Origin of the sequence: Bremerella sp. JC817 (genome assembly GCF_040718835.1) — a bacterium.
Classification (GTDB): domain Bacteria; phylum Planctomycetota; class Planctomycetia; order Pirellulales; family Pirellulaceae; genus Bremerella.
On record NZ_JBFEFG010000281.1, the window covers coordinates 786036 to 812875 of the forward strand.

Genomic DNA, 26840 nt, shown 5'->3' on the forward strand with positions numbered 1-26840 from the left:
TTGGGGAGTGAAAAGTTCGGCAAGCCGTGACGGCGGCGGCTGAGTATAATGGCGTTAAGAAACCGTTTCCCAAGGCCCGTGTAAGGTTCTTCCGACCATGCCAACCTACGAATACCAGTGTGATGCTTGCGATCACAAGTTCGAGGAATTCCAGTCGATTTCGGCCGATCCACTGACCAAGTGCCCAGAGTGCAAGAAGAAGAAACTGCGTCGGCTGTTCAGCACCGGTGGTGGTCTGCTGTTCAAGGGCTCAGGCTTCTATATCACCGACTATCGCAGCGATTCGTACAAGAAGAGTGCCGACAAGGGCTCCAAGAGCAGCGATTCGTCAAAGTCGTCGTCATCCAAGAGCGACTCGAAGCCAAGCAGTTCGTCCTAGAACACGCTCGCGCGTTTTGAGAAGGAACCTCCAATGGCAACACTCCGCTGTCCCACGTGCGGCCATGGATTCGACAGTCAATTTACGCCGGCGATGCCCTTCTGTAGCGAGCGCTGCCGGCAGATCGATCTGGGACAATGGTTGGACGAAGAGCACTCGCTTCCGGTCGATATCGATAAACACCTCGAAGAACAGGCCAATCGTCCTCCGGAAGATCGCTTCGACGACGATGAAGATTCGTTGTAGTGACGTTTTACTGCAACTAATCTCCGCCTATAATTCTGGCTTGATATTTCCCGCAGGCCAAAGGAGTTAGCTGCATGTCGGAGGAGCGCGGTCTACTGCGAGCCATTTCTTGGCACGAATCGTTTCCTTGGTTGGTCCTCTTCCGGGCAGCCTTAATCGCCTTCTACCTGCGGGTCCTGTTTCTGGCCTACCTTGGCGTCTGCGTCTTGGGACTTGGCATTTGGATTGGAAGCCACCTGTTTGGTAGCTTTCCACCGGAAGCCGCTGATACGCTGGCCATTGAAGCCCCAACCGATATCTTCGGGGTCTTCCGATCGGGCCTCGTGTTTCACAATCCCTTTGGCGGCGTCTTCCCCGCTCACACATTCCGCGGGTTCGTGGCCTTCATCTTTTATGCCCTGTGGTATGTCGCCACGTTTGCGATCTTTGGCGGTGCGATTGCTCGCATCGCGGCGATGGAGTTTTCGGTCAACGATCGCTGTGGCATGAAATCGGCACTGAGCCATTCGCTGCGCAAATTCCTCGGCTACTTCCTTTCGCCGCTGTTCCCCCTGATCGGGGTGGCAATGCTGATGCTGATCATCTTGCTGTTCGGCCTGGTCAACTGGCTTGGTGCCTGGGCGGCGATTGTGACTGGCATTTTCGGTTTCATTGCCGTGATGGCTGCCTTCGGAGTTGCTCTGTTGTTGGTGCCTTTGATGCTGGGCTGGCCACTGATGTGGGGAGCGATCAGCACCGAGTGTTCCGACCACTTCGACGCCTTAAGCCGAAGCTACGCCTATGTCACCCAGCGTCCGTTCCATTATTTGTGGTATGTCTGCGTCGCGATTGTTGCTGGAATCGTCGGACATTTCGCCATCTGCTTGTTTGTCGGCGTCGCTTTGACCGCCCTGACGACGGGTCTGCACTGGGGGCAAGGCCTCGACCAAACCGTCGCCATCATGGATCACTCGGTCTCGGGACCGGTCTGGCGATTCTGGTTTCACTGCATGAATCGCCTGGTAGGTGCCTACGACTTCGGCTACTTCTTCGCCGTGTTCGCCGGGATTTACTTGCTTTTGCGGCGCGACGTCGATCAGGCGGAAATGGACGAGATCGTCCTGGATGAAGATCAGCCTCGTTTCGCCATGCCTGCCCTCAACAAAGATCTGGGGGAAGGCACCGAGGACGCTCCAGAAAGTTCGGACGAAAGCTAGTCCGGACGGTTCCGCTTACGAAGCAGGTTCGGCCAATTTCACCAGAACAGCGCCGACCTGCTGATGGAACTGACCATTGGTCATCACCTCGGCGCCTGCTTCTTTGGCGGCCGACAGCAAATCGACTTGCACATGCGGACCATGCACCAAGATGCGAAGGTCTGGATGGGAAGCTCGAACTTCTTCGATCGTGCTGATCGCATCGCGAGCCGGCGGATTCAAATCGACGATCAAAGCGGTTGTCTCGGCATCGATCGTTTCGAGAATACCCCGTTTCGAGGCAATCACACGGACCGGAATGCCTTGAGCTTTGGCAGGACCGGTGACGCGAGAGTTCGACATCAAGTCGGCAGTGAAATAGAGAATCAACGTATTACCTGCAAGTTCTTCTAAACAGCCGAAGGGCCACGTTCTTTGCCGCCGATCTGAATGACCTGTTCGATGGGAAGCACGAGAATCTTCCCATCGCCAATGTTCCCTTCCTGACCAGTTCGAGCCACGTTTTCAATGATGGCCAAGGTCTTTTCCAGGAAGTCGTCGTTCACGGCAACTTCGATGATCACCTTTCGCAGCAGATTCGTTTGGTATTCGATACCACGAAAGGTCGCCGTCTGACCACGTTGCCGCCCGTATCCTTCCGCATCAAAAACGGTCAGGCGTTCGACGGCCATCTCGGACAATGCCGTACGGACACTATCGAGCTTGGTTGGCTGAATCACGGCGACAATCAGTTTCACGCGGGGCTCCTTCTGAATCGAGGGATGGAGATACCCAACTTTCTACCAGAAGTGCCCGGCAGCCCGCCAGATGGCCGTTAGTTTGCGGTCTTTGTCACGTGGCGATCGGCGAAGTCCATGTAGCGTTGCCAATCGAGGGTGGTGACGTCGTGCTTGCCAGGGCGGATCACATACCCCAATCGGCTGAGAACGGGCTCGTTGACCGCAGGCATCTTCTCGACGCCCATCCCTTCAACACCAAGCAGCTCGTAAACCGGGCTCGCGTAGTGTCCCGAGAGGAACTCGCCATGCGGATCGGCCCAGCGATCTTCCTCGGCACTGCAAATCAGGCAAGGGCGTGGCGCGATCAAGGCAATCAGCTCGTGCTGATCAACCGGACAGGCATCTTCATTGTGGTTGTACTGCACGAAGTTATCGCAGAACCAATGGGGAAACGACGTGTTGATCCGCTGAACCGATTCGCCAAATCGACGACGCGACAGTGCCGCGCCGCCACAGCCCGAGTTGTTCGAGATGACCGCGGCAAAACGAGGATCGGTAGCACCGGCCCATAAGGCCGTCTTGCCGAGACGCGAATGCCCCAGCGAGATCACTTTCTCGCCGTCGACTTCCTCACTTTCTTGCAGATAGTCGAGTGCTCGGCTCATTCCCCACGACCATGCAGCGATGCTCCCCCACTGGTCCGCCTTCGGCTTGGTTTGCCCCTCGGCGTTGAAGTAAGGATGAATGCCGTTCTGAAATCCGTCGTCGAAGTCAGGATCGATGTCGCCATAGTAAGCGGTTGCCACCCCGTAGCCACGTTCCAGAATCGTTTCGATCGGCCAACGCCCGCTGCTCGTGCCACGCATCTTTTCCGAGGCTTTGTGCCCAGAAATACCTTTGTCTTTGTTGTCGCGTAGCCAACTGGTTGGCAGCATCACCGCGGGGTCGTCGGTAACCGTCGCGTTGCCATAGAAGCTGAGCATCAAGAACATCGGCACTGGCTTGTCGGTCTTTGGCAGGTAGACCAACAGGTTCAGCACCGGCCCCTCGGGATCGTTGGTCAATTGAATGGCAACCTGACGGCGGCGAGCCTTACCACCGAAGGCTTCGTCCGACGATTCGGTCACCTTGTACGAGATCTTCTCTGGGGCGGCCGGCGCCTTGCCGTAAACATGGGTCTCGAACAATTGAATCAGGTAAGGCCGCTGCGTGGAGTTCCATGCTTCGGCAGTCTCAATCTTTTCGCCATTAGGACCCACCAACGGATCAGGCAACGTGAACGGCGGAACCTTGGCTTCATCGTAAATGACGACTTCTTGCTGGGCAGGCAACATCGAGGTGACCGTCGTAACCAGAAACAGGCAGAAGAGGGGCGCGGAAACTCGCGGATAGCATCGCATGGGCAGGGCTCTAATCGAGGAGGAAATCAGCATGGTAGGAGGAATCGATCGCCCTATTCTAGCCACTCGATTGCCCCACCCCCAGCGGATTCCATTTGAAATGTGAACCCATCCCCACAAAATGGCTCTATTCAAGCAGGCAATGAAAAGGTGGAAATGCGAGTGAATGGGGCACAAAAACGCCGGTAACTACTGACAGCTTATCGACATTTTTCGTGCGAATTACCAAACCCTTCGTACCCCCTTAACAGAACTTACCTACAGTTCCGTTGCCCACCCAGATCCGGCGATAGGAATGCCCGTGAAATGTTGGCGTTGATGGTCGGAACTGTGTTATGTTGAAAGGCTTACTCGCCGGAACACCCGACGCGACCGCGGAAGGTGCATCCAGCGCACGCCCTTCCTAGCCCCATTGATCACATCAATTGCTAATCGTTACGCGGTAGCCGTGGCTCGGTGGTACGAGTTCTTTCTGCTTCAGCAGAAAGAGTTTTCGGTTCGAATCCGATCGGCTGCCTTCCAAACGAGGGAGAAATCAGATTCATGTCGGCCCTATTGGAGCGGCCCACGCTAGTTCTCAACCGTAACTGGCAGCCTGTCGGTGTCGCGTCGGTGGCTCGATCGTTGACGCAGGTCTTCTGCGGAACCGCTCGTGTTGTTGATCCACACAGCTACCAGCTGTTGACGTGGGAGGACTGGTCGCGTTTGGCCCCTGGCAAGGACGAGCCCTTCATCTCTTCCCAGTTGCTGAAGATCCGAATTCCGGAAGTCGTTTCGCTGGTGAACTACGATCGCATCCCGCGGAACACGGTGACGTTCAGTCGTCGCAACGTGTTCAAGCGAGATCAGTACACCTGTCAGTACTGCGGCTCGCGTCCTGGTAGCGAATACCTGACGATCGATCACGTCATTCCACGCAGTAAGGGAGGCGAATCTTCCTGGGAAAACTGCGTGTTGGCTTGCGTCGATTGCAATCATCGCAAGGCGAATCGTACGCCCGCCGAGGCTCATATGCCGATGCGGAAGGATCCGATTCGTCCGAAGTGGACGCCTGTCTACGCGGCCAGACGTGTAAGGATCGAGTCTTGGAGTAAGTTCGTCAGCGAAGCTTACTGGGAGACCGAACTCGAAAGTTAACAGGCCTGGATGACATCTCGTTATCGAGGCCTGTTTCTTTAGAGCCGCGCGCCACTAGTTACCCTTCCGCTCTGGAAATCCGTTGAATCCGATTTCCGGGGCGAACGGTCGCTGCGCGCTGCACGCTGGCAAAGAAACCGAGGTGCTCGTTCACGTTCGGCTGCGTTCGCCCTGTTTTGGCATCTTTGGCGTGGCACGGTTTCCACCGTTTTTCGAGGCGGATTTCTGCCGTGCCGACCATTAACATGTCGCCCACTTCCAGCGTGGCCAGGTCGATTCCCTCGACCGAGAGGTTTTCGCCCACGCTGCCAGCCAGAAAAGGCTCGGTGGCAGGCTCGAACCGCTGCAAGATCTCGAAATTGAACAGCGTAACCGCGCGTTTTGGCGCGAAGTGCTCGTCGTAACGGTGCCCATCCCCAACAAAGCCGTATGGGGTCAGCTCGGCCGATTCGACCGGCAGGCGTGGGATTCCGCCCGAAGACAGGCAGACGGCGACGACATGCCCCTCAGATATTTTCATGGGTAATCACCGTAAATGCTTCCAGCACCAATGTTTTCGCCCCAGCGGTGGTTGACGAAATGGGGGTCTGGCTTTTCTAATTTCAGGATTCGGTTCCCGCTCTGCGAGCTCCCTGTAACGAAGCCCCTGGCACTCACGAAAACGCCCGAAGGTTACCAATGCCCGAAGAACTCCTCGAATTGCCTCTGACGTCCGCCGGCTATCCTTTGGGTTTCGCCGACAGCATTGTAGCCACGGACGACGAGTACGACGAAGACGCGGAAGAGGATTTCGACGAAGACGACTTCGATGACGATTTTGACGAAGACTTCGAGGAATTCGACGACGAAGCCCCTTCAGACGATGATTCGTTCGACGAAGACCTGATCGACGACGAAGACGAGGACGAAGATCTGGAAGGCGAATTCTTCGAAGATGACGAGGAAAGCGAAGACGACGAAGAAGAAGGTGACGGCAAAGAGGAAGAAGAAGGCGACGACGACTAGTCGCCGGTGGTGAACCCAGGCCAGCCGGATGGCGTCTGGCCTGGAGATGCCTGGTTCTTCGCTGGGAACAAAATCGCTTGGATTTATTGAGGGAGCATCTGGCTCCCTCGTTCATGAATCGCTCGAGGAAGATGAGATTCGATGTTTGAAAGCATCCCGCAGAATGTTTCTTTTCCGGACATGGAAACCAAGGTCCTCGAGTATTGGCAACAGAACCAGATTTACGAGAAGTCGCTCGACGCTCGTAAGGGAAGCCAGCCGTTCGTCTTTTACGAAGGGCCACCAACCGCCAACGGCATGCCTCATCCTGGCCACTGCCTGACGCGTGCCATCAAAGACGTCTTCCCACGCTACCGCACCATGCGGGGCTATTACTGCGAACGCAAAGCAGGCTGGGACACGCATGGTCTGCCGGTCGAAGTCGAAGTCTGCAAAGAGCTCGGCATTCACTCCAAGGAAGAGATCGAAAACTACGGCGTCGAACCGTTCATCCACAAGTGCCAGGCCAGCGTCTGGCGTTACATGCAAGAGTGGGAACGCCTGACGCAGCGTCTCGGTTTCTGGGTCAACCTGGAAGAAGCGTACGTTACCTACCACAAGAGTTTTGTTGAAAGCGTCTGGTGGTCGCTCAAAAACTTGTACGATCGCGGCCTGCTTTACCAGGGTCACAAGATCGTCTGGTGGTGGGCTCAAGGTGGAACCGCGTTGAGCAGCGGCGAAGTAGGCCAAGGCTATCGCAAAGTCGCCGACCCGAGCGTGTTCGTACGTTTCCCGCTTCTCGACGAAGAAAACATCGCACTGCTGGTTTGGACGACGACACCTTGGACGCTGCCAAGCAATCAGTTCGCCGCCGTTCATCCCGATCTGACCTACGCCACGGTCGAAGACGAGGAGTCGGGCGAAAAGCTGATCGTCGCGGAAGCTCTTGTGGAAACACTCGCCGAGAAAGCGAAGTGCAAATGGAAAGTTGTCTCGACCACCAAGGGTAGCCAGCTGCTGGGCAAGCGTTATCAACCGCCGTTCGACTACTACTACAAATCGCTCGGCGATACCGAAGGGTCGCTCAAGGCTGGTGGCAAGCAGCATGTCGCCTGGCGTGTCGTGGCCGCCGACTTCGTAACAACCGACAGCGGTACCGGCGTCGTCCATCAGGCGCCTGCGTTCGGTGAAGTCGACTACGAAGTTCTGGCCAACGAACGGGCACGCTTCGAAGAGGGGGAAGGCCCGTCGCTGATCTGTGCGGTCGGTCCTGACGGCAAGTTCACCGACGAAGCTCCCGACTACAAGGGACGCTGGGTCAAAGAAGCCGACAAAGACATCTCGCGCGAACTGAAAGAACGGGGCGTCTTGTTCCTGCTCGATCAGTATCTCCACGATTATCCCTTCTGCTGGCGAGCCGAAGAGGATCCGCTGATCCAGTATCCGCGTGAAAGCTGGTTCATCCGCACCACCAAATTCAAAGACCAGATGCTGGCCAACAACCAGCAGATCAACTGGCTGCCAGACCACATCCGCGATGGTCGTTTCGGCAACTTCCTGGAAAGCAACGTCGACTGGGCACTGTCTCGCGAACGTTACTGGGGCACGCCACTGCCGATCTGGGTTTGCGATGAAACCGGCAAAGCCGAAGCGATCGCCAGCTACGCCGAACTGGAAGCCAAGCCAGGTGCCGCTGGTTTCGACGTCTGGGAAAAAGCCAAGGCTGACAATCCCGACCTGGTCGAAGACCTGAAGATCCACAAGCCGTACATCGACGAGATCACCTACGACTCGCCGTTCGCCGAAGGTGCGCGAATGAAGCGTGTTCCGGAAGTAATCGACTGCTGGTACGACTCCGGTGCGATGCCATTCGCACAGTGGGGCTATCCGCACCAAGGGGAAAAGCACTTCGATGCCCAGTTCCCAGCCGACTTCATCAGCGAAGCAATCGACCAGACCCGTGGTTGGTTCTATAGCCAGCTGGCGATCAGCACCCTGCTGTTCGGCCAGGACGAAGAAGGCAAGACCGAGCCGCACGTCTATCCACATCCATTCAAGAACTGCATCGTCCTTGGGCTGATGCTGGGCGAAGATGGTACGAAGATGTCGAAGAGCAAGCGAAACTATCGCGAGCCGAACGAGATCTTCGACAAATACGGTGCCGATGCGTTGCGCTGGTATCTGTATGCCAACCAGCCGCCATGGACGTCGATCCGCTACAACGAACAGTCGATCAAAGACAGCATCCCTGAGTTCCTGCTGCGACTCTGGAATGTGTTCAGCTTCTTCGTGATCTACGCGAACATCGACGGTTTCGAGCCAGAAACCTCGGTCAGCGATCTCGACAAGGCACTCGCCGGCCATTTCGTTGGTGCCAAGGGCGCCCGTCCCGTCGAAGAGCGAGGCGAACTCGATCGCTGGATCCTGGGCGAATTGAACCGCACGATCCAAACCGTGACCGATCGGATGGACGCGTACGATAACTACAACGCTTGTGCCGCGATCAATCAGTTCGTGGATGGTCTGTCGAACTGGTACGTTCGCCGCAGCCGTGATCGTTTCTGGAGCAAAGACAAGGAATCGGCCGACAAGCTGGATGCCTACTGGACGCTGTACGAATGCTTGCTGACCACCTGCCAGGTGATCGCTCCGTTCGTGCCATTCCTCTCGGAAACGCTGTGGCAGAATCTGGCCAGCGTCTTTGGCGACAAGGCGAAGACCAGCGTTCACCTGTGCGACTTCCCCGCAGTCGACGAATCGGTCATCGATACGCAGCTCTCGCAGCGAATGGAGCTGCTGCGCGAGATCGCTTCGCTCGGCCGCCAGGCGCGCATGAACGAAAAGCTGAAGGTGCGTCAGCCTTTGAGCAAGGTAGAAGTCGTCCTCGCCGACGACACCCACGCCGAATGGCTCAAGTCGCACAACTCGATCTTGTGCGAAGAGTTGAACGTCAAAAAGATCGACTTCACCAAGGAAGCCGACGAGTACATCAACTACCAGATCCAGCCGAACTTCAAGCGTTTAGGCCCACGTGTCGGCAAGCTGATGCCTTCGGTCAAGAAGGTTCTCGGCCAGACCGACGCGGCGGCATTGCTGAATGCCCTGCAATCGGAAGGTGCGTTCACGCTGACGATCGAAGGCGAAGCCCTGACATTCGACAACGAAGACATCCAGGTTCGTCTGTCGGCCAAAGAAGGCTGGGCTGCCGCTCAAGGCAAGCTGTGCGTGGTCGTGCTAAACACTGAGCTCACCCCAGAGCTGATCCAGGAAGGCTACGTCAAAGACATCGTTCGCATGGTGCAAGACAAGCGGAAAGAGCTTGATCTGGAATACACCGCCAAGATCGAAGTTGCCGTGGTGACGTCGTCCGACGACGTGCAAGCCGCGGTCAAAGGTCATGCCGAGTACATCGAAGGCGAAACCTTGGCGACCTCGGTCGGCCTGGCGGCGATCGCCGGCGTCGAACCAAGTTCCACGACCATCGCTGACAGCGACGTCCAAATCTACGTGAAGCCTGTATGACGAAGCCTGCCACGACCTGGTCGAAGCACACGCCTGACAATCCACTGAAGATCGCCGTTCTGATCTCGGGTGGCGGCACGACGCTCCGCAACTTGCTCGATGCGATCGAGCAGGACAACCTTCCGCTGCAAGTCGTTCAGGTCATCTCCAGTAGCCACAAGGCGAAAGGGATGGCCTACGCCGAGCAAGGCAACATTCCGTACCAGGTGGTCACCGTGCAAGACCATCCTGAGATCGCCGACTTTTCGTCGGTGATTTTCGAGACCTGTCGCCAGGCAGGCGTCGAGCTGGTGGTGATGGGTGGTTTCTTGAAGCAGATCGCGGTGCCGGCCGACTTCGAGAACCGCGTCATCAACATCCATCCCTCGCTGATCCCTTCGTTCTGTGGTGCCGGATATTACGGAATTCGAGTTCATACGGCCGTCTTGGAATACGGCGCGAAGGTAAGTGGCTGCACGGCTCACTTTGTCGACGATCACTACGATCATGGGCCGATCATTGCCCAAAGCGTCGTCGACGTTCTCACGGACGACCGTCCTGAAGATCTGGCGGCTCGGGTCTTTGAGGCGGAATGTCGCCTTTACCCGAAAACGATCGCCGCCATTGCGGAAGGTCGCGTCACGGTCTCAGGCCGGACAGTCTCGGTTCAGGCTTCCAACTAACCGCTAGCAATGCCAAGGGTTACGCCTGCGCAGACCCTTTTGCTATCACTGCCGGTCCGTTAAACTCTACGCATTCGCCCTAGTCACCCGGCGAAAACAGATGGAGGGTTTCTTTCACCTAGTGACGAAATTCTTTCATCTTGACCAATTTTGAGCAGATGCGAGCGGTACTTCCTGTAAGGTTTATCCTAGTCCTACCTGAAATGGGGCATTTTTGTGTTTTAGGGAGCCTCTTTCGTTTCGTCCTGGCTGTGCCGAATGAAATTTGAAAGAATTATGCCACCATCTGATTGATTACTGGCAATGAGGGATGCATAATCTAGGTGTTTTAACTCCGTTGAGTTAGCCCCACCCCTCCCAAGACCCCAAGCCTCCCCCTTTCATGCAAGCGGACGTCCGACGAACGCGACTTCTCGATCTGGTGCGAGCCCGTGGTTTCGCGTCGTTGCCAGAGCTTGCGCAGGAATTGGAAGTTTCCGAATCGACGGTTCGTCGTGACGTGGAACTCCTGGAAGAAGCCGGGTCGGCGCGCAGGACACACGGGGGCGTTTTTTATACGGGTCCTTCTCCGAACCTGCCCCACTTCGAACTTCGCCACGAAATGCAGTGGAGCAAGAAGCGGCAGATCGCGAAGGCCGCGGCCCAACTGATCGAAGATGGCGACACCGTCATCCTCGACGGTGGCAGCACAACCTACGAACTTGCCCAGATGCTGGTCGGCAGAACGCTGCAGATCGTGACCAACTCGTTGCCGGTGGCCAACCTGTTTATGGCCAGCACGACGACCGAGTTGATCTTGCTGGGTGGTTACGTCCACAGTGCGACCGGCGTTTCGCTGGGGCCTTATGCCAATGAAATGATCTCGCGACTGAGTGCTCGGCGTGCCGTGCTTTCTGTCGCTGGGATTACCCAACACGGTTTGTACAACAGCAACTTGCTGCTGGTCGAAACCGAACGAGCCATGATGAAGGCTGGCGGCGAAGTGATCATCGTTGCCGACAGCACCAAGTTTGGCCGCCAAAGCCTTGCCCAGATGTGCGAACTTTCAGAGGTCGACAAGCTTGTCGTCGATCACGAGATCTCGCCTGCCTGGCAAAAACAGGTCGAAGATGCCGGCGTCGATTTGATCGTCGCCCCTGCCGAGATGGCCATCATCGATCGCCCCGTTTCCCATAAAGCCAGTTAACCCCTGATAGGGTTCGATACGCAATGAGTTCCACGCTGAATCTCGATCATTCCACGATTGAACGAATCGTTCGTCAGATCGTCCTTTCGCAAGGTGGTGTTGCTCCGGCAGCCCCGGCTCCGGCTTCCACTGCCGAACCGAACCTGGTGGTCAGTATTTCGGCCCGTCATATCCACCTGACCGACGCGCACGTCGAAACGCTGTTCGGTCCTGGCCACGTGCTGACCCCGATGAAGGATCTGTACCAAGACGGATTCTACGCGGCGGAAGAAACCGTGATGGTTGTTGGCCCGCGTCGCCGGATGCTGGAAAAGGTCCGCGTGCTGGGTCCGACCCGCGACTACAGCCAGGTCGAACTTGCCTTCACCGACGCGATCTCGCTGGGGATCGAAGCCCCGGTTCGAGCCAGCGGCAAAATCGATGGCACGCCAGGCTGCGTGCTGGTCGGTCCAAAGGGTGCCGTTCAACTCGATCAAGGTGTGATCCGAGCCGAACGTCACGTCCACATGAACAATCGCGACGCCGATTACTACGGCGTGAAGAATGGCGACCGCATGAACCTGCGAATCACTTCCGCAGGCTGCACGACCATGTTTGAAGACTTGCTGGTCCGTGCCGACGGTGTCAGCAAGCTGGAAGTTCATATCGATACCGACGAAGGCAACGCGTGCAACCTGGACGCGGCCTCGAAGATCGAACTGCTGAAGCAGGAACCCTGCGGCTGCAAGACGAAGCATTAAATCGAATTACGCTTTCGTTGGCCTCCCCATGATTTGCCACTGTGAGTCCTCCGAGTGGGGCCAGCGAGAGCGTTTTTCACCCCCTGTGTTTGAAGACATCGTTTCTGGTTTTCAGAAGCGAATTGAAGTAACGGTTTCCTTTTTTTGTTCGGGAGATAAAACCCCATGGCGAAAGTAATGGAAGCGTTGGGCATGATCGAAACCAAGGGCTTTGTGACCTTGGTGGAAGCCACCGACGCAATGTTGAAGGCTGCCAACGTGACGTTCGTTGGCTGGGACAAAGTTGGCAGCGGTTTGGTTTCCGCTTTCATCACCGGCGACGTCGCCGCTGTGAAGGCCGCCACCGATGCAGGTGCCGCCGCGGCTGGCCGTCTGGGCGAAGTCGTCAGCGTGCAGGTCATTCCACGTCCGCATGAAGACATCGGCATCGTTCTGCCACCACCGATCAAGACGATCGTTTCGGCCGACTAGTCCCTGCTCTACACACAAATCATCCCACAAGGAAAACTATCCATGCAAAGTGCAATTGGTTTGATTGAAACCAAGGGTTTGGTTGGCCTGGTCGAAGCGACCGACGCCATGGCCAAAGCCGCTAACGTCAAGATCGTAAAACGCGTCAACATCGGCGGTGGCCTGGTCACCACGGTTGTCAGCGGTGACGTCGGTAGCGTTCGCGCTGCAGTCGAAGCTGGTGCCAACGCCGCTTCGCAGGTTGGTGAACTGGCTGGTAGCCACGTTCTGCCACGTCCGGCCGAAGGTCTGGTCGACGTTTACTTCAGCTAAACCGTCCCCTTAGAGAACCGCTTCATCGCGGTGCATCCCCAGAGCGAAAGGAGTCCGTAGGCATGAAGGTTCTGGTAGCAAATCTCGGTTCGACCAGTTTCAAGTATCGCTTGTTCGATATGGACAGCGAAACGCAACTGGCTCGGGGTGGGATTGATCGGATCGGCTCTCCAGAGAGTTCCTGCAGCGTTCAGATTGGTGACTGGAAAGAGGAAGTCACGGCACACGTCCCAGACCATGCCGTGGCAGTCCGCAAATGCCTGTCGCAACTGACCGACCCGGATCACGGGTGCCTGAAGGATGCTGCCGAGGTATCGGCCATTGGGTTCAAAGCGGTTCACGGCGGACGAGTTTCAGGCGTACAGCGGGTCAACAACGACGTTCTCGAGGCGATGGCCGAGATGAACGATGTTGCTCCGGCCCACAACCCGCCTTACATCGCCGCCATGCGTTTACTTTCGGAGCAACTGCCGGAGATTCCGCTAGTTGCCGCCTTTGAAACGGGCTTCCATGCGACGATTCCCGATCGGAATCGCTACTACGGAATTCCCAAGTCCTGGTCGGACGAGTTCCAGATCAAGAAGTGGGGCTTCCATGGTGCGAGCCATCGTTACATCGCCACGCGAAGTGCCGAACTGCTCGGACGCGACGATTTGCGAGTCATCTCGTGCCACCTCGGTGGAAGCAGCAGCTTGTGTGCGATCAATCATCGCCAAAGCGTTGCCGTCACCATGGGCATGAGTCCGCAAACCGGCTTGCCGCAGAACAACCGGGTCGGGGATTTCGATCCCTACGCCCTTCCCCTGCTGATGCAACGGACCGGCAAAAGCCTGACCGAAGTTCTCGCTTATATCGGGAATCACGGTGGGTTGCTGGGCCTAAGCAACGGCTTGAGCGGAGACATGCGAGACCTGGAAGAAGCTGCCGCTCAAGGGAATTCGGACGCGAAGCTTGCCTTGGACATGTACACCAGCGAAGTCCGCCGCTACCTGGGCGGGATGCTGGTTGAACTGGGCGGGGCCGACGCGATCGTCTTCACCGGTGGCATCGGCGAAAACGGCAAGCAGTTGCGAAAAGACGTATGTGCCAACTTGCAAGAGTTGGGAATCGAACTGGACGAAGCAAAGAACGATTCCGCCAAGGGAGAGGCTTCGTTCCATTCGGACAACAGCAAAACGCAGCTATGGGTGATCCCGACCAACGAAGAAATCATCGTTGCCCGGCAGACCCGTCAGTTGCTGGAGTCGACCTAAGATGTTTATCGCCAAAGTGACCGGCTCGGTCATTTCCACGCAGAAAGTCGACACGATGGTCGGCCACAAATTATTGGTGGTCGAACCTTATCGATTGGAATCGAAAGATCGCCAGTCGCTGGTGACCACCGGTCGCACATTTGTGGCCGTCGACATGCTCGGCAGCGGCGTCGGCGACTTCGTGCTGATTACTCAAGGTTCCAGTGCCCGGCTTACCCCGGAAACGAAGTCGCTTCCGATTGACTGTGTGGTGATCGGCATTGTCGATCGTGCCCACATCGAAAGCATCTGCGTTTACGACCGAGACGAAGAGTCCGCCGCTCCGGCCAAGGTGGAAACCAAGGCCAAGCCTGCCCCGGCCCCCAAGGTCGAGCCCAAGCCGCCAGCGGAGGTGAAGAAACCGGAACCGAAGCCCGAGCCACCTCCGGCCCCGGCTCCTGAACCGGAACCATCGCCTGAAGAAGACTCGGATAGCTAAGGCCCGCTCAAAACATTCACGCGCTGACGCGAGGATATAATCATCATGCAATTCGACGAATCCATCATTCGCAACGTAGTGGCCCAGGTACTGGCCGAAGTTGGCAAGGCACCTCCTGCCACGTCGGGCTTCAGTGGCCGTTACGGTATCTTCGACTGTGCCGACGAAGCGGTTCGTGCCGCTCGCGAAGCGTTCGAGAAACTCTCGGAACGCACCATCGAAGATCGCAAGCGAATCATCGATCACATCCGTCGCATCTCGATCGACCAGAAGGTCGAACTGGGCACGATGGAAATGAACGAGACCAAGATTGGTCGTCTGGCACACAAGATCGAAAAGCTGGAACTGCTGGGCCGCAAGACGCCTGGCGTCGAGTTCCTTCGCAGCGAGATCTTCAGCGGTGACCATGGCCTGGCCGTGATCGAACACGCCCCGTTCGGCGTCATCGGCTGTATCACCCCCGTGACGCACTCGCTGCCGACGATCACCGGCAACGCCGTGAACATGATCGCTGGCGGTAACACGCTGGTCGTCAACCCGCATCCAAGTGGCAAGAAGGTTGCCGCCGAAGGCGTTCGTCGCTTCAACAAAGCGATCTACGACGATCTCGGCATCGACAACCTAATCTGCGTGATCGCCGAACCAACGCTGGAATCGGCCGACATTATTTTCCATCACCGCGACGTCGCCATGATCTGCGTCACCGGTGGTCCGGCTGTCGCTCGTGCCGCACTCAACAGTGGCAAGCGTGCTGTCGTCGCTGGTCCTGGCAACCCGCCCGTGGTCGTCGACGAAACCGCCGACCTGGATCGTGCCGCTCGCTGCATCATCCAAGGTGGTGCTTACGACAACAACCTGCTGTGCATCGCCGAGAAGGAAGTGTTCGTCGTGAACTCGGTCTTCGACGAAATGATGCGAGCCATGGAACGTGCTGGCGCCGTTCGCCTGAACTCGAGCGAGATCGATCGCCTGACCTCGGTGGCGATCACTGAAGTGGGCGAACCAGGCAAGACCAAGCAAGTTGCCGCCAAGGAATTCATCGGCCAAGACGCCGCTGTCCTGGCCCGTGCCGCTGGCAAGAATATTCCACAGAACGTCGAGTTGGTGTTTGGCGAAACGGACGAGCATAACCCGTTCGTCCCCGTCGAACAGATGATGCCGTTTATTCCTTTCGTTCGCGTCCACGATGTGGACGAAGCGATCGAAAAGGCGAAGTACTACGAACATGGTTTCCGCCACACGGCCATCATCCACAGCAACAACGTTCGCAACATGACCAAGATGGGCCGAGTGATGGACACGACGCTGTTCGTCAAGAATGGTCCTTGTGCATCGGCCCTAGGTGTCGGAGGCGAAGGTTACATTTCGTTCTCGATCGCCACCCCAACCGGTGAAGGCGTCACCACTCCGCTGACATTCACGCGGGAACGACGCTGCTCGTTGATTGACGATTTGTGCATCCTGGGCCATCCGTCGAAAGGTTAACCCTTAATGCAAGCGGCACGCGTGGTCGGAACAGCGACCAGCACGGTTCGACATGCGTCGATGCGAGGCTGGAAGCTCTTAGTGGTGCAACCGATGCAGGTCGATGGCATCACGCCGGATGGGCATCCGCTTGTCGCGGTCGACGCTGTGAATGCCGGGCCAGGCGATCTGGTGATGATCACCAGCGATGGCAAATCGACTTCCGAACTTTTGAAATACGACCGAACGCCAGTCCGCTGGACGGTAATCGGCATTGTTGACGAATAAACGTGCAGTCCACCTACAGTAGCCAAGACATCGATCGAATCGTTCGCCTGGTCGTTCAACGACTGCTGGCGGAACGCTCCGCTTCGAGTGCCTCGCCGGTCCAGTCTCAACCATCCAGCGAACTTCGCCTGGATACGAAGCTGGTCACCACCGAGTCGCTGAAGGGGAAGTTGAATGAATCGATCACAGCCCTGTGCGTTCCGGCCAAAGCGGTCGTTACGCCGGCGGTCAAAGACGAACTGAAACAGCGTGGCGTGCAGTTGCGTCGACTCGATGCGAACAACTGCGGTCCGACGCCCAGCACACCGGTCGTCAACGCCGCCAAGCAGACGGTTTCAGCCGCCTGGCAGCCGAACGAACAAGTTGGCAGCCTGAACAAGGCGGTCGAACGAGCCAGCTCGCTGGCCAAGAGTGAACAGATGGTGGTGCTGCTTTCGGAACAACCGGAAGTCGCTTCCGCCGCGGCGAACCGTCAGCCAGGCGTGCGAGCCATGGTCGCTTGCAGCAGCCATGACTGGCAGGCTTCGGCCAAGAGCCTCGGAGCGAACCTGGTGGTTTGCCATCCGGGACAATGGCAGGACTCGGACGTCCCGCGACTGTTGGCAACCTTGTGGAGCCTTCGTGGCACCGCCGGGCCGAACTGGATCAAGTAACGAGACAAACCATGCGTATCGCAAAAGTCATTGGCAAAGTCACGCTCAGCCGAGCGGTTCCTGAATTTCAGGGTGCCGTGCTGAAATTGGCCGTACCTATGATGCTGAGCGATATCGAAGACGAAACCACACCGCTGGATGACCTGCTGGTCGTTTACGACGAGCTCGGCGCCGGGCACCACAACTTCATCGCCTTGAGCGAAGGGGGCGAAGCGGCTCAGCCGTTTTACCCTGATATGAAGCCTGTCGATGCCTACAACGCGGCCATTTTGGACACGGTCGATATTCGCTATCGCCCTTCCAAATAACCAGGGACTTTTGCCCGAAGCTAACACCTTCCCTTGGCGAAGCCCGAACCTAACAAATCAACGACATCAAAAACCCTTGATTGCGAGATACGAATCGGCATGACGAACGTTCACAAGATCAAACAAGACATGTGCGATATTGGTCGGCGAATCTATGCCAAAGGCTTCGCTGCTGCGAACGATGGCAATATCACCGTCCGCATCAGCGATAACGAAGTCCTCTGCACCCCGACGATGCACTGCAAGGGTTTCCTGAAGCCAGAAGACATTTCGACGATCGACATGACCGGCAAGCAGATCGCCGGTGCCAAGCCACGATCGAGCGAAGCCCTCTTGCACTTGGAAATCTACAAGCAGCGTCCCGACATCAAGAGTGTCGTGCACTGCCATCCGCCCCATGCGACCGCTTTCGCGATCGCTCGTGAACCAATCCCGCAGTGCGTTCTGCCGGAAGTCGAAGTCTTCCTGGGCGACGTGCCGATCACCGCTTACGAAACTCCGGGCGGTCAGGCATTCGCCGACACGATCATCCCGTTTGTCGATCGCACCAACATCATCCTGCTGGCCAACCACGGCACGGTGAGCTACGGCGAAACGGTCGAACGAGCGTACTGGTGGACCGAGATCCTGGATGCCTACTGCCGCATGCTGATCCTGGCCAAGCAGTTGGGGCACGTCGAGTTCTTCAATGAAAAGAAAGAACGCGAACTGCTCGAGCTGAAGGACAAGTGGGGCTGGAGCGATCCACGCAACACCGATGACTACAAAGATTGCGATATCTGTGCGAACGATATCTTCCGCGATAGCTGGAAGGACTCGAAGGTTCAGCGTCGTGCCTTCCCTGCCCCAGAGCCAATGGGCCCAAAAGTGGCTGCCAAGCCGGCTGCCGGTGGATCGTCCGATCAGGAAGCCCTGATTCAGATGATCACCCAGCGTGTGATGGCCGAACTGTCGAAGCACGCCTAAGCACCACGCTCTTCGTTCGTCGCCCACATTCCCCTCGAACTGGTTCGGGGGGAATCACACCTCGCGACGCAGCCTTCCGCAACTCACCCTTCATCCCAGCAAAGAGTAACGAACCATGAAAGTAAGCATCATCGGTGGCGGCGGTCTGGTCGGTTCGTGTGCCGCGTTCGCCCTGCAATGCAGTGGTATCGTCCGCGAGATCGCCCTGCTTGATGTCAACGCCGACCTGGCCGGCGGTCAGGCTCTCGACCTGCTGCATGGCAGCCCAAGCACGGCGGATCAAATCATCTCGAGTGGCAGCTACGAACACATTCCTGATTCGGATGTGATCTGCATCACGGCTGGTCTGCGTCGCAAGCCAGACGAAAGCCGCTTGGACCTGATCAATCGCAACGTCGACCTGTTCCTGACGATCCTCGACTCGATCAAGAAGGTTGGCTACAAGAAGGACGCGATCGTTTTCGTCGTCTCGAATCCGGTCGACATTCTCACCTACCTGGCTTCGACTCGCCTCGACCTGCCAACCAACCGCGTCATTGGTTTGGGTACGCAGCTCGATACGATCCGCTTCCGAGCTTTGATCGCCGAACACTGCAAGCTGCCTCCAACTCAGGTCAAAGCCTTGATTCTGGGCGAACATGGCGACAGCATGGTGCCGATCTGGTCGTCCGCTTCGGTCAACGGTCTGCCGCTGGAAAAGTTCCCTGGCTGGAATCCGAACGCCGCCAACGAACTGTTTACCCGAACCAAGGGTTCCGGTGCGGAAGTGATCAAGAAGAAGGGTGGCGCTGGCTTCGCTGTCGGTATCGCCATTCGCGATGTGATCGACGCGATCGCTCTCGATAGCCACCAGATCCTGCCGATCTCCAGCATCCAGAATGGCTGCTACGACATCCGCGACGTGGCCCTCAGCGTGCCAACCGTCGTCGGACGGAATGGTGTCGAATCGACGATTCAGCTAGACCTGTGGCCGAAAGAAATTCAGGCCCTGCGTCGCAGCGGCACGGTGCTTCGCGAAACGCTGGCTACGGTCCTTAATCGCGTCGGCCGCAAATAAACGGCCGCCGATGTTCTCCGCGCATAAAAAAAGCCTCGCAATATTTTTTGCGAGGCTTTTTTGTTGTTCCAGGCTTAGCTGGCCAAGACCGAAGCTGACTTCGCTTTACTGCGGATCGTTGGTCCGGTAAGCAAGCATTGCATCAGTTCGTCCGGTTCGCCGTTGTGCGGTTCACGTTTTTTCCAGGCCTGCAGCACTTCACGAGCAGCACTGCTTTCGTTTAATGCGGCCAATGTGGTCGCATACCAGCGAAGGCAAAGCGGTTCCCGCGATTCCTGACGGTAGGCCGTTTCCAGGTAAGGTCGAGCGGCAACCCAGTTCTGCTGAGATGCGAGTACAGCACCACGGACCGCACTGCGGAACGAGTCCAGTTTCGGATAGTCGGCCGGAAGCAGATCGAGTTCGTCTAAGGCTTCGTTGCGACGACCATGCTTCACGTGCATGTCGATTACCTGGCGACGCAATCGGATCGAATGCGGGCAATCGCTCAAGGCTTCCAGCAGAATGCGTTCGGCATCTTCGTGTTTGCCAGCAGCATGGGTCGAAATTGCCAGGCACGAAGCAGCGATCTCGTCGATGTCGTCGATGTGCCAGGTTTCGAGATTGATCTGACCATGCTTGTAGGCGGTCTCGAACGAGCGGCGTGCCAGCTCTTGATGCCCCTTCGTTCGCAGATAACCACCAATTGCACACAGCAATTGAGCATCCAGAGGGAAGATCTCCAGCGCGGTCATGCAGGTCTGGATCTGCGTGTCCAAGCCATCGGGGCGGCTATCGAGTGCCGTCAGGATTCCGTAAAACGCTTCCAACATTTCTGCCGAGCCATGTTCTGAAAGGCGGCAGGCCTGCTCGAAGAACATGAGGGCGTTGGCCTGATCGTTCAGCGTTTGAACCGCTTCGGCCATGCAGATCATCAGGCGAGCGTTCGGGCCCGATTCGTTGATTTCACGTTCGACCAGCTTGGCGTCGCGACTGGCTCGGCTGACTTTCCAGGCCTGGTCGGTTTCGACGACGTTCCGCTGCAGCAGGAACGGAACCGCTTCGATCGACATGCCACATTCGGCCAGCGATTGATTCAGGTTCTCGCGGACACGGCCTTCAAAGCGAATGCCGGGATGATTTGGATGCAGTCGGATCTGGCCGATTTGTTCGCTGCCGATGTTGCCCGGTGCCTGGGGAGCACGGACCAGCAGGACGTAAGCGGTCATGATGTCGACTTGTGTATTGACGAACTCACGCAGGGTCGCGGCATGATCGGCCTGGATGGTTTCGCCCGGATCGAGCCACAAGATCCACTCGCCCGTCACATGGGCCAGGGCCGCGTTGCGTGCTTCGCCGAATGACTCTTGCCACGAGTGGGCGACGACGCGGGCTTGATATTCTTTGGCGATCGACGAAATCGCATCCGTGTTGCCCGTGTTGAGCAAGACAATCTCGTCGACGATCTGCCGGACGCTATTGAGCGTTTCGCGGATCAGATCCGTTTCCTCGTTGACCACGATTACAGCGGTCAGTTTGCGGTTACGAGCTTCCTTGGTCATTGCAGACGAATACCTCAGGGACATAACGGTAGCGTAGACGTGCGATGCTGATGGGAGAGGGACAAGGGAAAATCGACTTCCCTGGCAACGACCCTATTTCAGGTCGTGGCGAGAGTGTATCGATACCTGCTCGATGCGCAAAGGCGTATTTATGCTAGCAGCGGCAAGAGGAAGTTCGGCTGCCATTCGAGCGATCAAGAAATCAGCAAACCACGGAATCTGATCCCGAGTCGTATCGAATCGAGGCCGTTTCCGTGGTTTGCCTGAGTATCGTTCACCCGGCTTTCGCTAGCGAGCCTAAGTGCGATATTCCGAATTGAATTTCACGTATTCCACCGTCAGGTCGCTCGACCAGTAGCGGAACTTCGTATCACCCTCGGTGAATCGCAGCGTCACGTCGGTTTCGAAGCTGTCTTTGATCGACTGGCTAACGGTCTTCTCGTCGAACTTCACCGGCGTACCCTTCTGGTACAACAGGTGACCATTGACGATCAGTTCCATCCCCATCGGATCGAAGTTCACGCCGGAGTAACCCGCCGCCGAAACGATTCGCCCCCAGTTCGGGTCGCCACCGGTGATTGCCGTTTTCACCAGAGCGCTATCGGCCACGGTCTTGGCAATTCGGAAGGCATCTTCCCGGTTGGCACACCCTTCGATGTTGATCTCGATCAGGTGGGTCGAACCTTCGCCGTCGGCCGGAATCTGCTTGGCCAGGTCTTCGCAAAGCTGCGTCAGTTCTGCCTTGAAGCTTTCCAGGGCAACTCCCGACAGTTCGCCGGTGCCTGCCTTACCACTGGCCAGCAGCAGTAGCGTATCGTTCGTACTGCGATGCCCATCGACGGTAATGCAGTTGAACGTGTCGTTGGCGACTTCCACCAGCAACTGCTTGGCCTGCTCGGGCGACAAAGTTGCATCGGTCAGTACGACTGACAACATGGTCGCCATATTCGGGGCGATCATGCCGGCACCTTTGCACATGCCAACCAGTTTGACCGGCTGTCCGTTCACTTCGCACTGACGCGAAGCGATCTTCTTGCCTTTGTCGGTCGTCATGATCCCGCGCGCCGCGGCATCGAAATGGGCGTCGTCGGTGCCAAGCCGTTGAAAGACTTCGTCCAAACCGGAACGAACCTTTTCCATGGGCAAGTGATGGCCGATGATGCCGGTCGACATGGTCAGCACCTGATCGGCCGAAACGCCGACCTTCTCAGCGACGATGCCCGCCATCTCGGCATTGTCTTTCACGCCTTGTTCCCCGGTGCACGCATTGGCGTTGCCCGAGTTCGTGATGACGGCGCGGATCTTGTTGGAAGGGGTACGCTCGCGATCCCAAACCACTGGGGCGGCAACCACCAGGTTCGTCGTATAGACGCCAGCGGCTACCGTATCTTCGTCACATACGATCAGCGAGAGATCTTCCTTGTTCGGATTTCGCTTGAGGCCACAGTGGAAGCCACCGAGTCGAAAACCAGCGGGAATGGGAGAAGTCATCCTTCGTCGTCCTTCAACATCCAATCAAAGCAAAGCGGTTGTTTCCGCGAATCCGTACATCAAATTGAAGTTCTGTACGGCCGCACCGGAGGCACCCTTAATCAGGTTATCAATACACGAAATCGTCAGCACGCGATCCTTCACACGACGCACAGTGATGTCGCAGAAGTTAGTTCCAGCCACGTGCTTGGTCGCTGGCAGGTCGGAACGGACACGCACGAATGGTTCATTGGCGTAGGTCTCTTCCAACAAGGCCAGCAACTCCTTTTCCGACGCGTCTTTATCCGGGATCGCGTAACAGGTACTCAAGATCCCGCGATCCATCGGCACCAGGTGGGGCGTGAAGATCACGCTGGCCGCCTTGCCGGAATAGACGCTCAGGTTTTGTTCGATCTCTGGCATATGACGATGCGTCCCAACGCCGTACGCCGCGAAGCTTTCGTTACATTCAGGATACAAGGTGCCAAGCTTTGGCGTGCGTCCTGCCCCGCTGACACCACTCTTGCAGTCGGCGATGATGCCATCGGGACGGATGAAACCATTCTTCAGCAGCGGCGCCAACGACAACGAAACACCGGTCGGATAGCAACCAGGGTTGGCAACCAGTTGGGCTTCGGCGATCCCTTCACGAAACAGTTCCGGCAGACCATAGATGGTGGTCTTCATTCGTTCCGCATCGGGATGATCGGCACCGTACCACTGAGCATAGACGGCGGGATCGTTGAGGCGGTAGTCCGCGCTCAGATCGACCACCTTCATGCCAGCTTCCAGCATTTCCGGAATCACCGAGGCAGAAGCGGCATGCGGCAAGCAGCCAAACACGCAGTCGCATCGCTCGGCCAGTTCGCTTGGCCCCAGATTCTCGAGATGCAGATCCAGCACCTTGTGGAACTGAGGATGCACGGAACTCACATGCGGACGATCTTCCTGCCGGGTCGTCAGCGCGGTGACTTCGACTTCAGGATGGTGAACGAGGATTTTCAGTAATTCCAGAGCCGTGTAACCCGTGGCTCCAAGAATGCCGACACGTACCGTCATGGCAATCAGCCCATTGTTTGGCGACAGAAATAGAGATCCGATCGGTTAGTATAAAGGACCACCCGCCTGCGAACATAGGGAGGTCCCACCGGTCGAGCTATCTCGGGGAACTGTTTCGAGTTGCAAGATGCATGCCCAACTTCGCGGAAGCATGCTTGATTGCGATTATTCGGCCGAACCGAGGACTTCCCCCAATTCGACCAACATACGGAGAGTGGCACCCCACACGCGCTGCCCAGAAACACTCAAATGAGGGGCAGAGAATTGAACGCGGCGGCGAGTGACCTGATGCATGCCGAAATTCCCAGGGTTCATCAAATGGCTGAGGGGGAGAAACAGTAAGCCAGCGACCTCTTTGGGGTCTGGGCTCCAGACTGGTATAGAGTGCTGCAAGGCGACAAAGGTTCGCACTTGATGGTTACTGGCCCACACATGCGTTGGAGGCAGCTCGCCGAGAACCTGTTTTTCAGCCACACGGTGACCGGTTTCTTCCCAAAACTCTCGTAAGGCGGTCTCGCGCGCCGTTTCGCCTGGCTCGCGTCGACCTCCTGGCAGTGCGATCTCGCCGGCATGGATTCCTTCGGTCTCGGCCCGAATCATCAGCGGTATCGTCCAGCGGCCTGCGTTATCCGGAAAAAGCAGAATCAAATTCGCGGCACGACGGGCACGTGATAAAGCAGGTCCTTTGTGGCGACCATACGACAGATTCGGTGACGAGTGCTTCAAGTGGGGAAAGTTACCACTTGGCATCGACAATGCCTGACGAAGCTTCTTCGCCCAGGCAATCGATCGTCGGTCTTTAAGGAGTGACTTCATAAACTTCGTAACTTGCCGTCTGGTCGTCGCCGGCAGGAAAGATCTTGGGGAAAGTCCAATCGAGGACTTTTCCATCTTTGCGGGCCAGGGCCTGATCGACAATCACATAGCGTACCTGATATTTGTCGGCGAGCTCGCGAATGTCGGCTTCGGTGAGCCCGGCCAGGCTCAAGGTTTCTTCGTTGTGAAAGCTTCGCCAGTGGACATCTCCGCGACGGGCTCGCCACTCGAGCAAATTTAAATCGTCTTGAGGGACATCCTTCGTCGTGACGACTTCTGCCCGTTGGGCATACCATTTGAACGATGACTGCAATCGCGGTGTCAAACAAATCGCATCGGCCGGCGTGTTATCGCGGACCCAATAACAGGTCGTTTCCCAGGCCGCCGGATCGCTGACCAACGAGCTTCGATCGGAAGGACTTGCCGTCGCGGTCCATCGATCGGTCGTACGAACCGCCATTCCGACCACTACTAACAATCCCATGCCGACCAGTACGCTTCGACTGATCACCGGGAACCGCTCGCGGTTGAGGTGGCACCACAACACCATGTTTACGGCCAGGGCCAACGGCACCATCACGTCAGCGATGCGATACCAATAGAGCCGCAAAAACTTGGCACCTGTTAACCAATCTTGCAGCACGATGAAGTACATCTGATCGATCACCACACCGATGACCACCAGGACAACGCTTCCCAGCACGACACCATTGAGGATTCGTGCCTTGTCGTGCGATCGTACCAGCCAGGCCGTCAATCCCCAGGCCAGAATGGCCAGCGTGAAGCGTACCTTGAACTCTGCTTGGAACGTATGCACCACGAGGTGATGCGAGAGCCGTTCGTAAACGTAGTAATAGCTGGCCCAATCCTTTTCCGCCGGCGAGGCATCCAGGTTCAGCAGTAAGAGCGGGACAACACCGATCGCCGAAATGGCTCCGCCAATGATCAGCCCAGGCAGAATAGAAACCAGCGTCGGGCGCAGTCGCGGGGTAACCAGCCAGCAAATCATCAGGCAAACGACCATCCAGCCGCCGACCAATACATGGAAGGCACTGGCGATGCCGAGCCAGATCCACGCTCGATTCCAGCGGTTGGAAAGAGCGTCGCCAATTCCCCAGAAGGCAAACGCATAGGCAATGCACTTCGCCTCGACGCCACCAACAAGCCATTCGCCGGCCATGTGCAGGTAATGAATCCCCATCAGGCCCGAGGCGATCGTGAGCAAACCGAACCAGGGGCGGCCGTCGATCTTGTTGATCATCCGCTGCCAAGCCAAGGCAATCGCTCCCCAGCAAAGGAAGCGACCAATCCATGCCGCCACCGGAAACGAAACCAGTGTCGTGACCCAGCCGAAACTCCAATAGAACACGCCATGCGCGTCAGCCGAGTTTAAGAAGTGATCGTCAGGACACCACGCCGGGTTCCAGTAGTGACGAGCCTTCGACAGATAGTGCGGCTCGTTGACCTCAGGTGTGAGCGGCCCCACGAACAGAAAGAACAACAGCACCACGAGTGCCCACTCTAGCCACCGAATCGAAGGCATTGACGACGAATCGGCGGCGTCGGTTGGCGAAGGCGTGGATGTCAGGTTCATACAAAGTCGACAGGTGCTGGTTCAAGAAAGCTAGTCCGCTTTCAATTTACCATATCGCACGCCGGTCGCTTGGGTCGGACGACGATAAATTCCGCCGCCACAGGTCGCATAAAACGTATCGAGCTTAGGACCGGCCAGAACGACATTCGTCATGAATGCCTGGGAAGGCTTGTGAATCACACCACTGATCCGAGCCGTCGAATCGAACATTTGCAGTCCGAGGTTCGTCGCCACATACAAACGACCAGCCGAATCGACCGTCATTCCATCCGCCTTGCTCGGCGTATCCTTCTCTTTCACGCGGCAGGTATAGACTGGGGCACCATAGATGAGCGTGCCGTCGTTCTCGACGCGATAGGCGAACAAGTTCTGCCCGGCCGAATCGGCAACGACGAGCGTTCCTTCACCCGGCCACAGGATGATCCCGTTCGGCGTCGTGATCCCGTCGGCAACGACTTGCTTCTGCCCATCGGGTCGAACGAGCCAAACCTTGTGCTGCGGAGAATCGGTGCAATAGATGTTGCCATTGCTGGCGACCACTAAATCGTTGGCTCCCAGATCGTCGGCAAGCACTTCCACCTTGCCGGCCGAATCGAACACGACGATGCGGCGATTCCCGTACTGACTTCCGTACAGCTTGCCATCCGGGCCAAACATCAAGCCGCTGGTGCCTCCCTGCCCTTCCGAGAACGTCGAAACATTCCCGGTGGCATGATCGATTTTCAGCACCCGTTGCTGGGCGACGTCCGAGAAGTAGACGTTCCCTTCCAGGTCCACCGCCGGACCATCGGCAAACTTGTAACCATCGGCGACCAGTTCCCAGTCCTGGCCATCGATCAACACGTCGGACAATGGCATGTCTTGCGACCACGCCAGTTGGCAACATGCCAGAAGCAAACACGTAGCAATCCAAATCCGCATGATGGCGTTCCTCAACGA

At 57.0% G+C, this 26840-nt stretch carries 29 protein-coding genes and 1 tRNA gene; 20 read left to right on the forward strand and 10 right to left on the reverse strand.

All coding sequences use genetic code 11. The annotated features are described in order from the left end of the window. The first annotated feature begins 97 nt into the window (after positions 1–97). From AB1L30_RS26140 to AB1L30_RS26150, 3 genes are all read left to right on the forward strand, one after another. Positions 98–379, forward strand: a complete 282-nt coding sequence (locus AB1L30_RS26140; RefSeq protein WP_345094225.1) for a zinc ribbon domain-containing protein — start codon at positions 98–100, stop codon at positions 377–379. A 33-nt stretch (positions 380–412) separates the two neighbouring features. Then, on the forward strand, positions 413–625 hold the full coding sequence (gene yacG / locus AB1L30_RS26145) for a DNA gyrase inhibitor YacG (RefSeq protein WP_367017444.1): 213 nt from the start codon (positions 413–415) through the stop codon (positions 623–625). 74 nt (positions 626–699) lie between these two features. Further along, on the forward strand, positions 700–1821 hold the full coding sequence (locus tag AB1L30_RS26150) for a hypothetical protein (RefSeq protein WP_367017446.1): 1122 nt from the start codon (positions 700–702) through the stop codon (positions 1819–1821). A gap of 15 nt (positions 1822–1836) precedes the next feature. Here the strand turns inward: AB1L30_RS26150 and AB1L30_RS26155 are convergent, their stop codons facing one another. The 3 genes from AB1L30_RS26155 to AB1L30_RS26165 form a co-directional block, all read right to left on the reverse strand. Then, positions 1837–2190, reverse strand: coding sequence for a hypothetical protein (locus AB1L30_RS26155; protein ID WP_367017448.1), 354 nt, complete (start codon positions 2188–2190; stop codon positions 1837–1839). A 20-nt stretch (positions 2191–2210) separates the two neighbouring features. After that, entirely contained in the window at positions 2211–2558 is a 348-nt protein-coding gene (locus AB1L30_RS26160) for a P-II family nitrogen regulator (protein ID WP_367017450.1), read from the reverse strand. Between the two features lie 77 nt (positions 2559–2635). Beyond that, positions 2636–3940 carry an acetylxylan esterase gene (locus AB1L30_RS26165; RefSeq protein ID WP_367017452.1) on the reverse strand — a complete coding sequence of 435 codons (1305 nt, stop codon included), beginning with the start codon at positions 3938–3940 and terminating at the stop codon, positions 2636–2638. 442 nt (positions 3941–4382) lie between these two features. Between AB1L30_RS26165 and AB1L30_RS26170 the strand changes: the two genes are divergently transcribed. Together AB1L30_RS26170 and AB1L30_RS26175 are read left to right on the forward strand one after the other, a co-directional pair. Next, positions 4383–4457 (forward strand) — tRNA-OTHER (locus AB1L30_RS26170). 26 nt (positions 4458–4483) lie between these two features. Beyond that, positions 4484–5077, forward strand: coding sequence for an HNH endonuclease (locus AB1L30_RS26175; protein WP_345094237.1), 594 nt, complete (start codon positions 4484–4486; stop codon positions 5075–5077). A 58-nt stretch (positions 5078–5135) separates the two neighbouring features. Here AB1L30_RS26175 and AB1L30_RS26180 read toward each other — a convergent pair whose 3' ends face one another. Then, complete coding sequence (locus tag AB1L30_RS26180) at positions 5136–5597, reverse strand: MOSC domain-containing protein (protein WP_367017454.1); 462 nt, start codon at positions 5595–5597, stop codon at positions 5136–5138. A gap of 158 nt (positions 5598–5755) precedes the next feature. Here AB1L30_RS26180 and AB1L30_RS26185 point away from each other — a divergent pair, with 158 nt between their 5' ends. The 15 genes from AB1L30_RS26185 to AB1L30_RS26255 all read left to right on the forward strand — a co-directional run bounded on the left by AB1L30_RS26185 (position 5756) and on the right by AB1L30_RS26255 (position 19421). Then, positions 5756–6082 carry a hypothetical protein gene (locus tag AB1L30_RS26185; RefSeq protein ID WP_367017456.1) on the forward strand — a complete coding sequence of 109 codons (327 nt, stop codon included), beginning with the start codon at positions 5756–5758 and terminating at the stop codon, positions 6080–6082. 141 nt (positions 6083–6223) lie between these two features. Continuing rightward, positions 6224–9583 (forward strand): isoleucine--tRNA ligase, encoded by a 3360-nt coding sequence (ileS, locus tag AB1L30_RS26190; protein WP_367017457.1) that lies wholly within the window; start codon positions 6224–6226, stop codon positions 9581–9583. Then, the gene (gene purN / locus AB1L30_RS26195; protein ID WP_367017459.1) at positions 9580–10245 is read left to right on the forward strand and encodes a phosphoribosylglycinamide formyltransferase; all 666 of its coding nucleotides are present in this window, start codon (positions 9580–9582) and stop codon (positions 10243–10245) included. Before ileS ends, purN begins: the two co-directional genes overlap by 4 nt. Positions 10246–10627: 382 nt before the next feature. Next, positions 10628–11431 carry a DeoR/GlpR family DNA-binding transcription regulator gene (locus AB1L30_RS26200; protein ID WP_367017460.1) on the forward strand — a complete coding sequence of 268 codons (804 nt, stop codon included), beginning with the start codon at positions 10628–10630 and terminating at the stop codon, positions 11429–11431. Positions 11432–11454: 23 nt separating this feature from the next. Then, complete coding sequence (locus AB1L30_RS26205; RefSeq protein ID WP_367017461.1) at positions 11455–12171, forward strand: phosphate propanoyltransferase; 717 nt, start codon at positions 11455–11457, stop codon at positions 12169–12171. 165 nt (positions 12172–12336) lie between these two features. Further along, the gene (locus AB1L30_RS26210) at positions 12337–12642 is read left to right on the forward strand and encodes a BMC domain-containing protein (RefSeq protein ID WP_345094250.1); all 306 of its coding nucleotides are present in this window, start codon (positions 12337–12339) and stop codon (positions 12640–12642) included. A 42-nt stretch (positions 12643–12684) separates the two neighbouring features. After that, a complete protein-coding gene (locus AB1L30_RS26215; protein ID WP_345094252.1) occupies positions 12685–12954 on the forward strand; it encodes a BMC domain-containing protein in 270 nt (89 codons plus the stop codon). 62 nt (positions 12955–13016) lie between these two features. Next, complete coding sequence (locus AB1L30_RS26220; RefSeq protein WP_367017464.1) at positions 13017–14207, forward strand: acetate/propionate family kinase; 1191 nt, start codon at positions 13017–13019, stop codon at positions 14205–14207. Between the two features lies 1 nt (position 14208). Continuing rightward, on the forward strand, positions 14209–14685 hold the full coding sequence (locus AB1L30_RS26225; RefSeq protein WP_367017465.1) for a EutN/CcmL family microcompartment protein: 477 nt from the start codon (positions 14209–14211) through the stop codon (positions 14683–14685). 45 nt (positions 14686–14730) lie between these two features. After that, on the forward strand, positions 14731–16170 hold the full coding sequence (locus AB1L30_RS26230; RefSeq protein ID WP_345094258.1) for an aldehyde dehydrogenase family protein: 1440 nt from the start codon (positions 14731–14733) through the stop codon (positions 16168–16170). 6 nt (positions 16171–16176) lie between these two features. Continuing rightward, positions 16177–16437, forward strand: a complete 261-nt coding sequence (locus AB1L30_RS26235; RefSeq protein WP_345094260.1) for a EutN/CcmL family microcompartment protein — start codon at positions 16177–16179, stop codon at positions 16435–16437. A gap of 2 nt (positions 16438–16439) precedes the next feature. Continuing rightward, positions 16440–17090 (forward strand): hypothetical protein, encoded by a 651-nt coding sequence (locus tag AB1L30_RS26240; protein ID WP_367017468.1) that lies wholly within the window; start codon positions 16440–16442, stop codon positions 17088–17090. Positions 17091–17101: 11 nt separating this feature from the next. Beyond that, positions 17102–17398 carry a EutN/CcmL family microcompartment protein gene (locus AB1L30_RS26245; protein ID WP_367017469.1) on the forward strand — a complete coding sequence of 99 codons (297 nt, stop codon included), beginning with the start codon at positions 17102–17104 and terminating at the stop codon, positions 17396–17398. Between the two features lie 99 nt (positions 17399–17497). After that, a complete protein-coding gene (locus AB1L30_RS26250) occupies positions 17498–18364 on the forward strand; it encodes a class II aldolase/adducin family protein (RefSeq protein WP_367017471.1) in 867 nt (288 codons plus the stop codon). Positions 18365–18479: 115 nt separating this feature from the next. Continuing rightward, positions 18480–19421, forward strand: a complete 942-nt coding sequence (locus tag AB1L30_RS26255) for a lactate/malate dehydrogenase family protein (RefSeq protein WP_345094268.1) — start codon at positions 18480–18482, stop codon at positions 19419–19421. A gap of 74 nt (positions 19422–19495) precedes the next feature. Here AB1L30_RS26255 and AB1L30_RS26260 read toward each other — a convergent pair whose 3' ends face one another. From AB1L30_RS26260 to AB1L30_RS26285, 6 genes are all read right to left on the reverse strand, one after another. Further along, complete coding sequence (locus AB1L30_RS26260; RefSeq protein WP_367017472.1) at positions 19496–20962, reverse strand: glycosyltransferase; 1467 nt, start codon at positions 20960–20962, stop codon at positions 19496–19498. 297 nt (positions 20963–21259) lie between these two features. Then, positions 21260–22453, reverse strand: coding sequence for a bifunctional glutamate N-acetyltransferase/amino-acid acetyltransferase ArgJ (gene argJ / locus AB1L30_RS26265; protein ID WP_367017474.1), 1194 nt, complete (start codon positions 22451–22453; stop codon positions 21260–21262). Between the two features lie 24 nt (positions 22454–22477). Then, a complete protein-coding gene (gene argC / locus AB1L30_RS26270) occupies positions 22478–23500 on the reverse strand; it encodes an N-acetyl-gamma-glutamyl-phosphate reductase (protein ID WP_367017892.1) in 1023 nt (340 codons plus the stop codon). A gap of 156 nt (positions 23501–23656) precedes the next feature. Beyond that, positions 23657–24307: a CoA pyrophosphatase gene (locus AB1L30_RS26275; protein WP_367017475.1), complete on the reverse strand. Its 651-nt coding sequence runs from the start codon at positions 24305–24307 to the stop codon at positions 23657–23659. After that, positions 24291–25901: a DUF6798 domain-containing protein gene (locus AB1L30_RS26280; protein WP_367017476.1), complete on the reverse strand. Its 1611-nt coding sequence runs from the start codon at positions 25899–25901 to the stop codon at positions 24291–24293. Before AB1L30_RS26280 ends, AB1L30_RS26275 begins: the two co-directional genes overlap by 17 nt. A 30-nt stretch (positions 25902–25931) precedes the next feature. Beyond that, a complete protein-coding gene (locus tag AB1L30_RS26285) occupies positions 25932–26822 on the reverse strand; it encodes an SMP-30/gluconolactonase/LRE family protein (protein WP_367017478.1) in 891 nt (296 codons plus the stop codon). Positions 26823–26840: the final 18 nt, after the last annotated feature.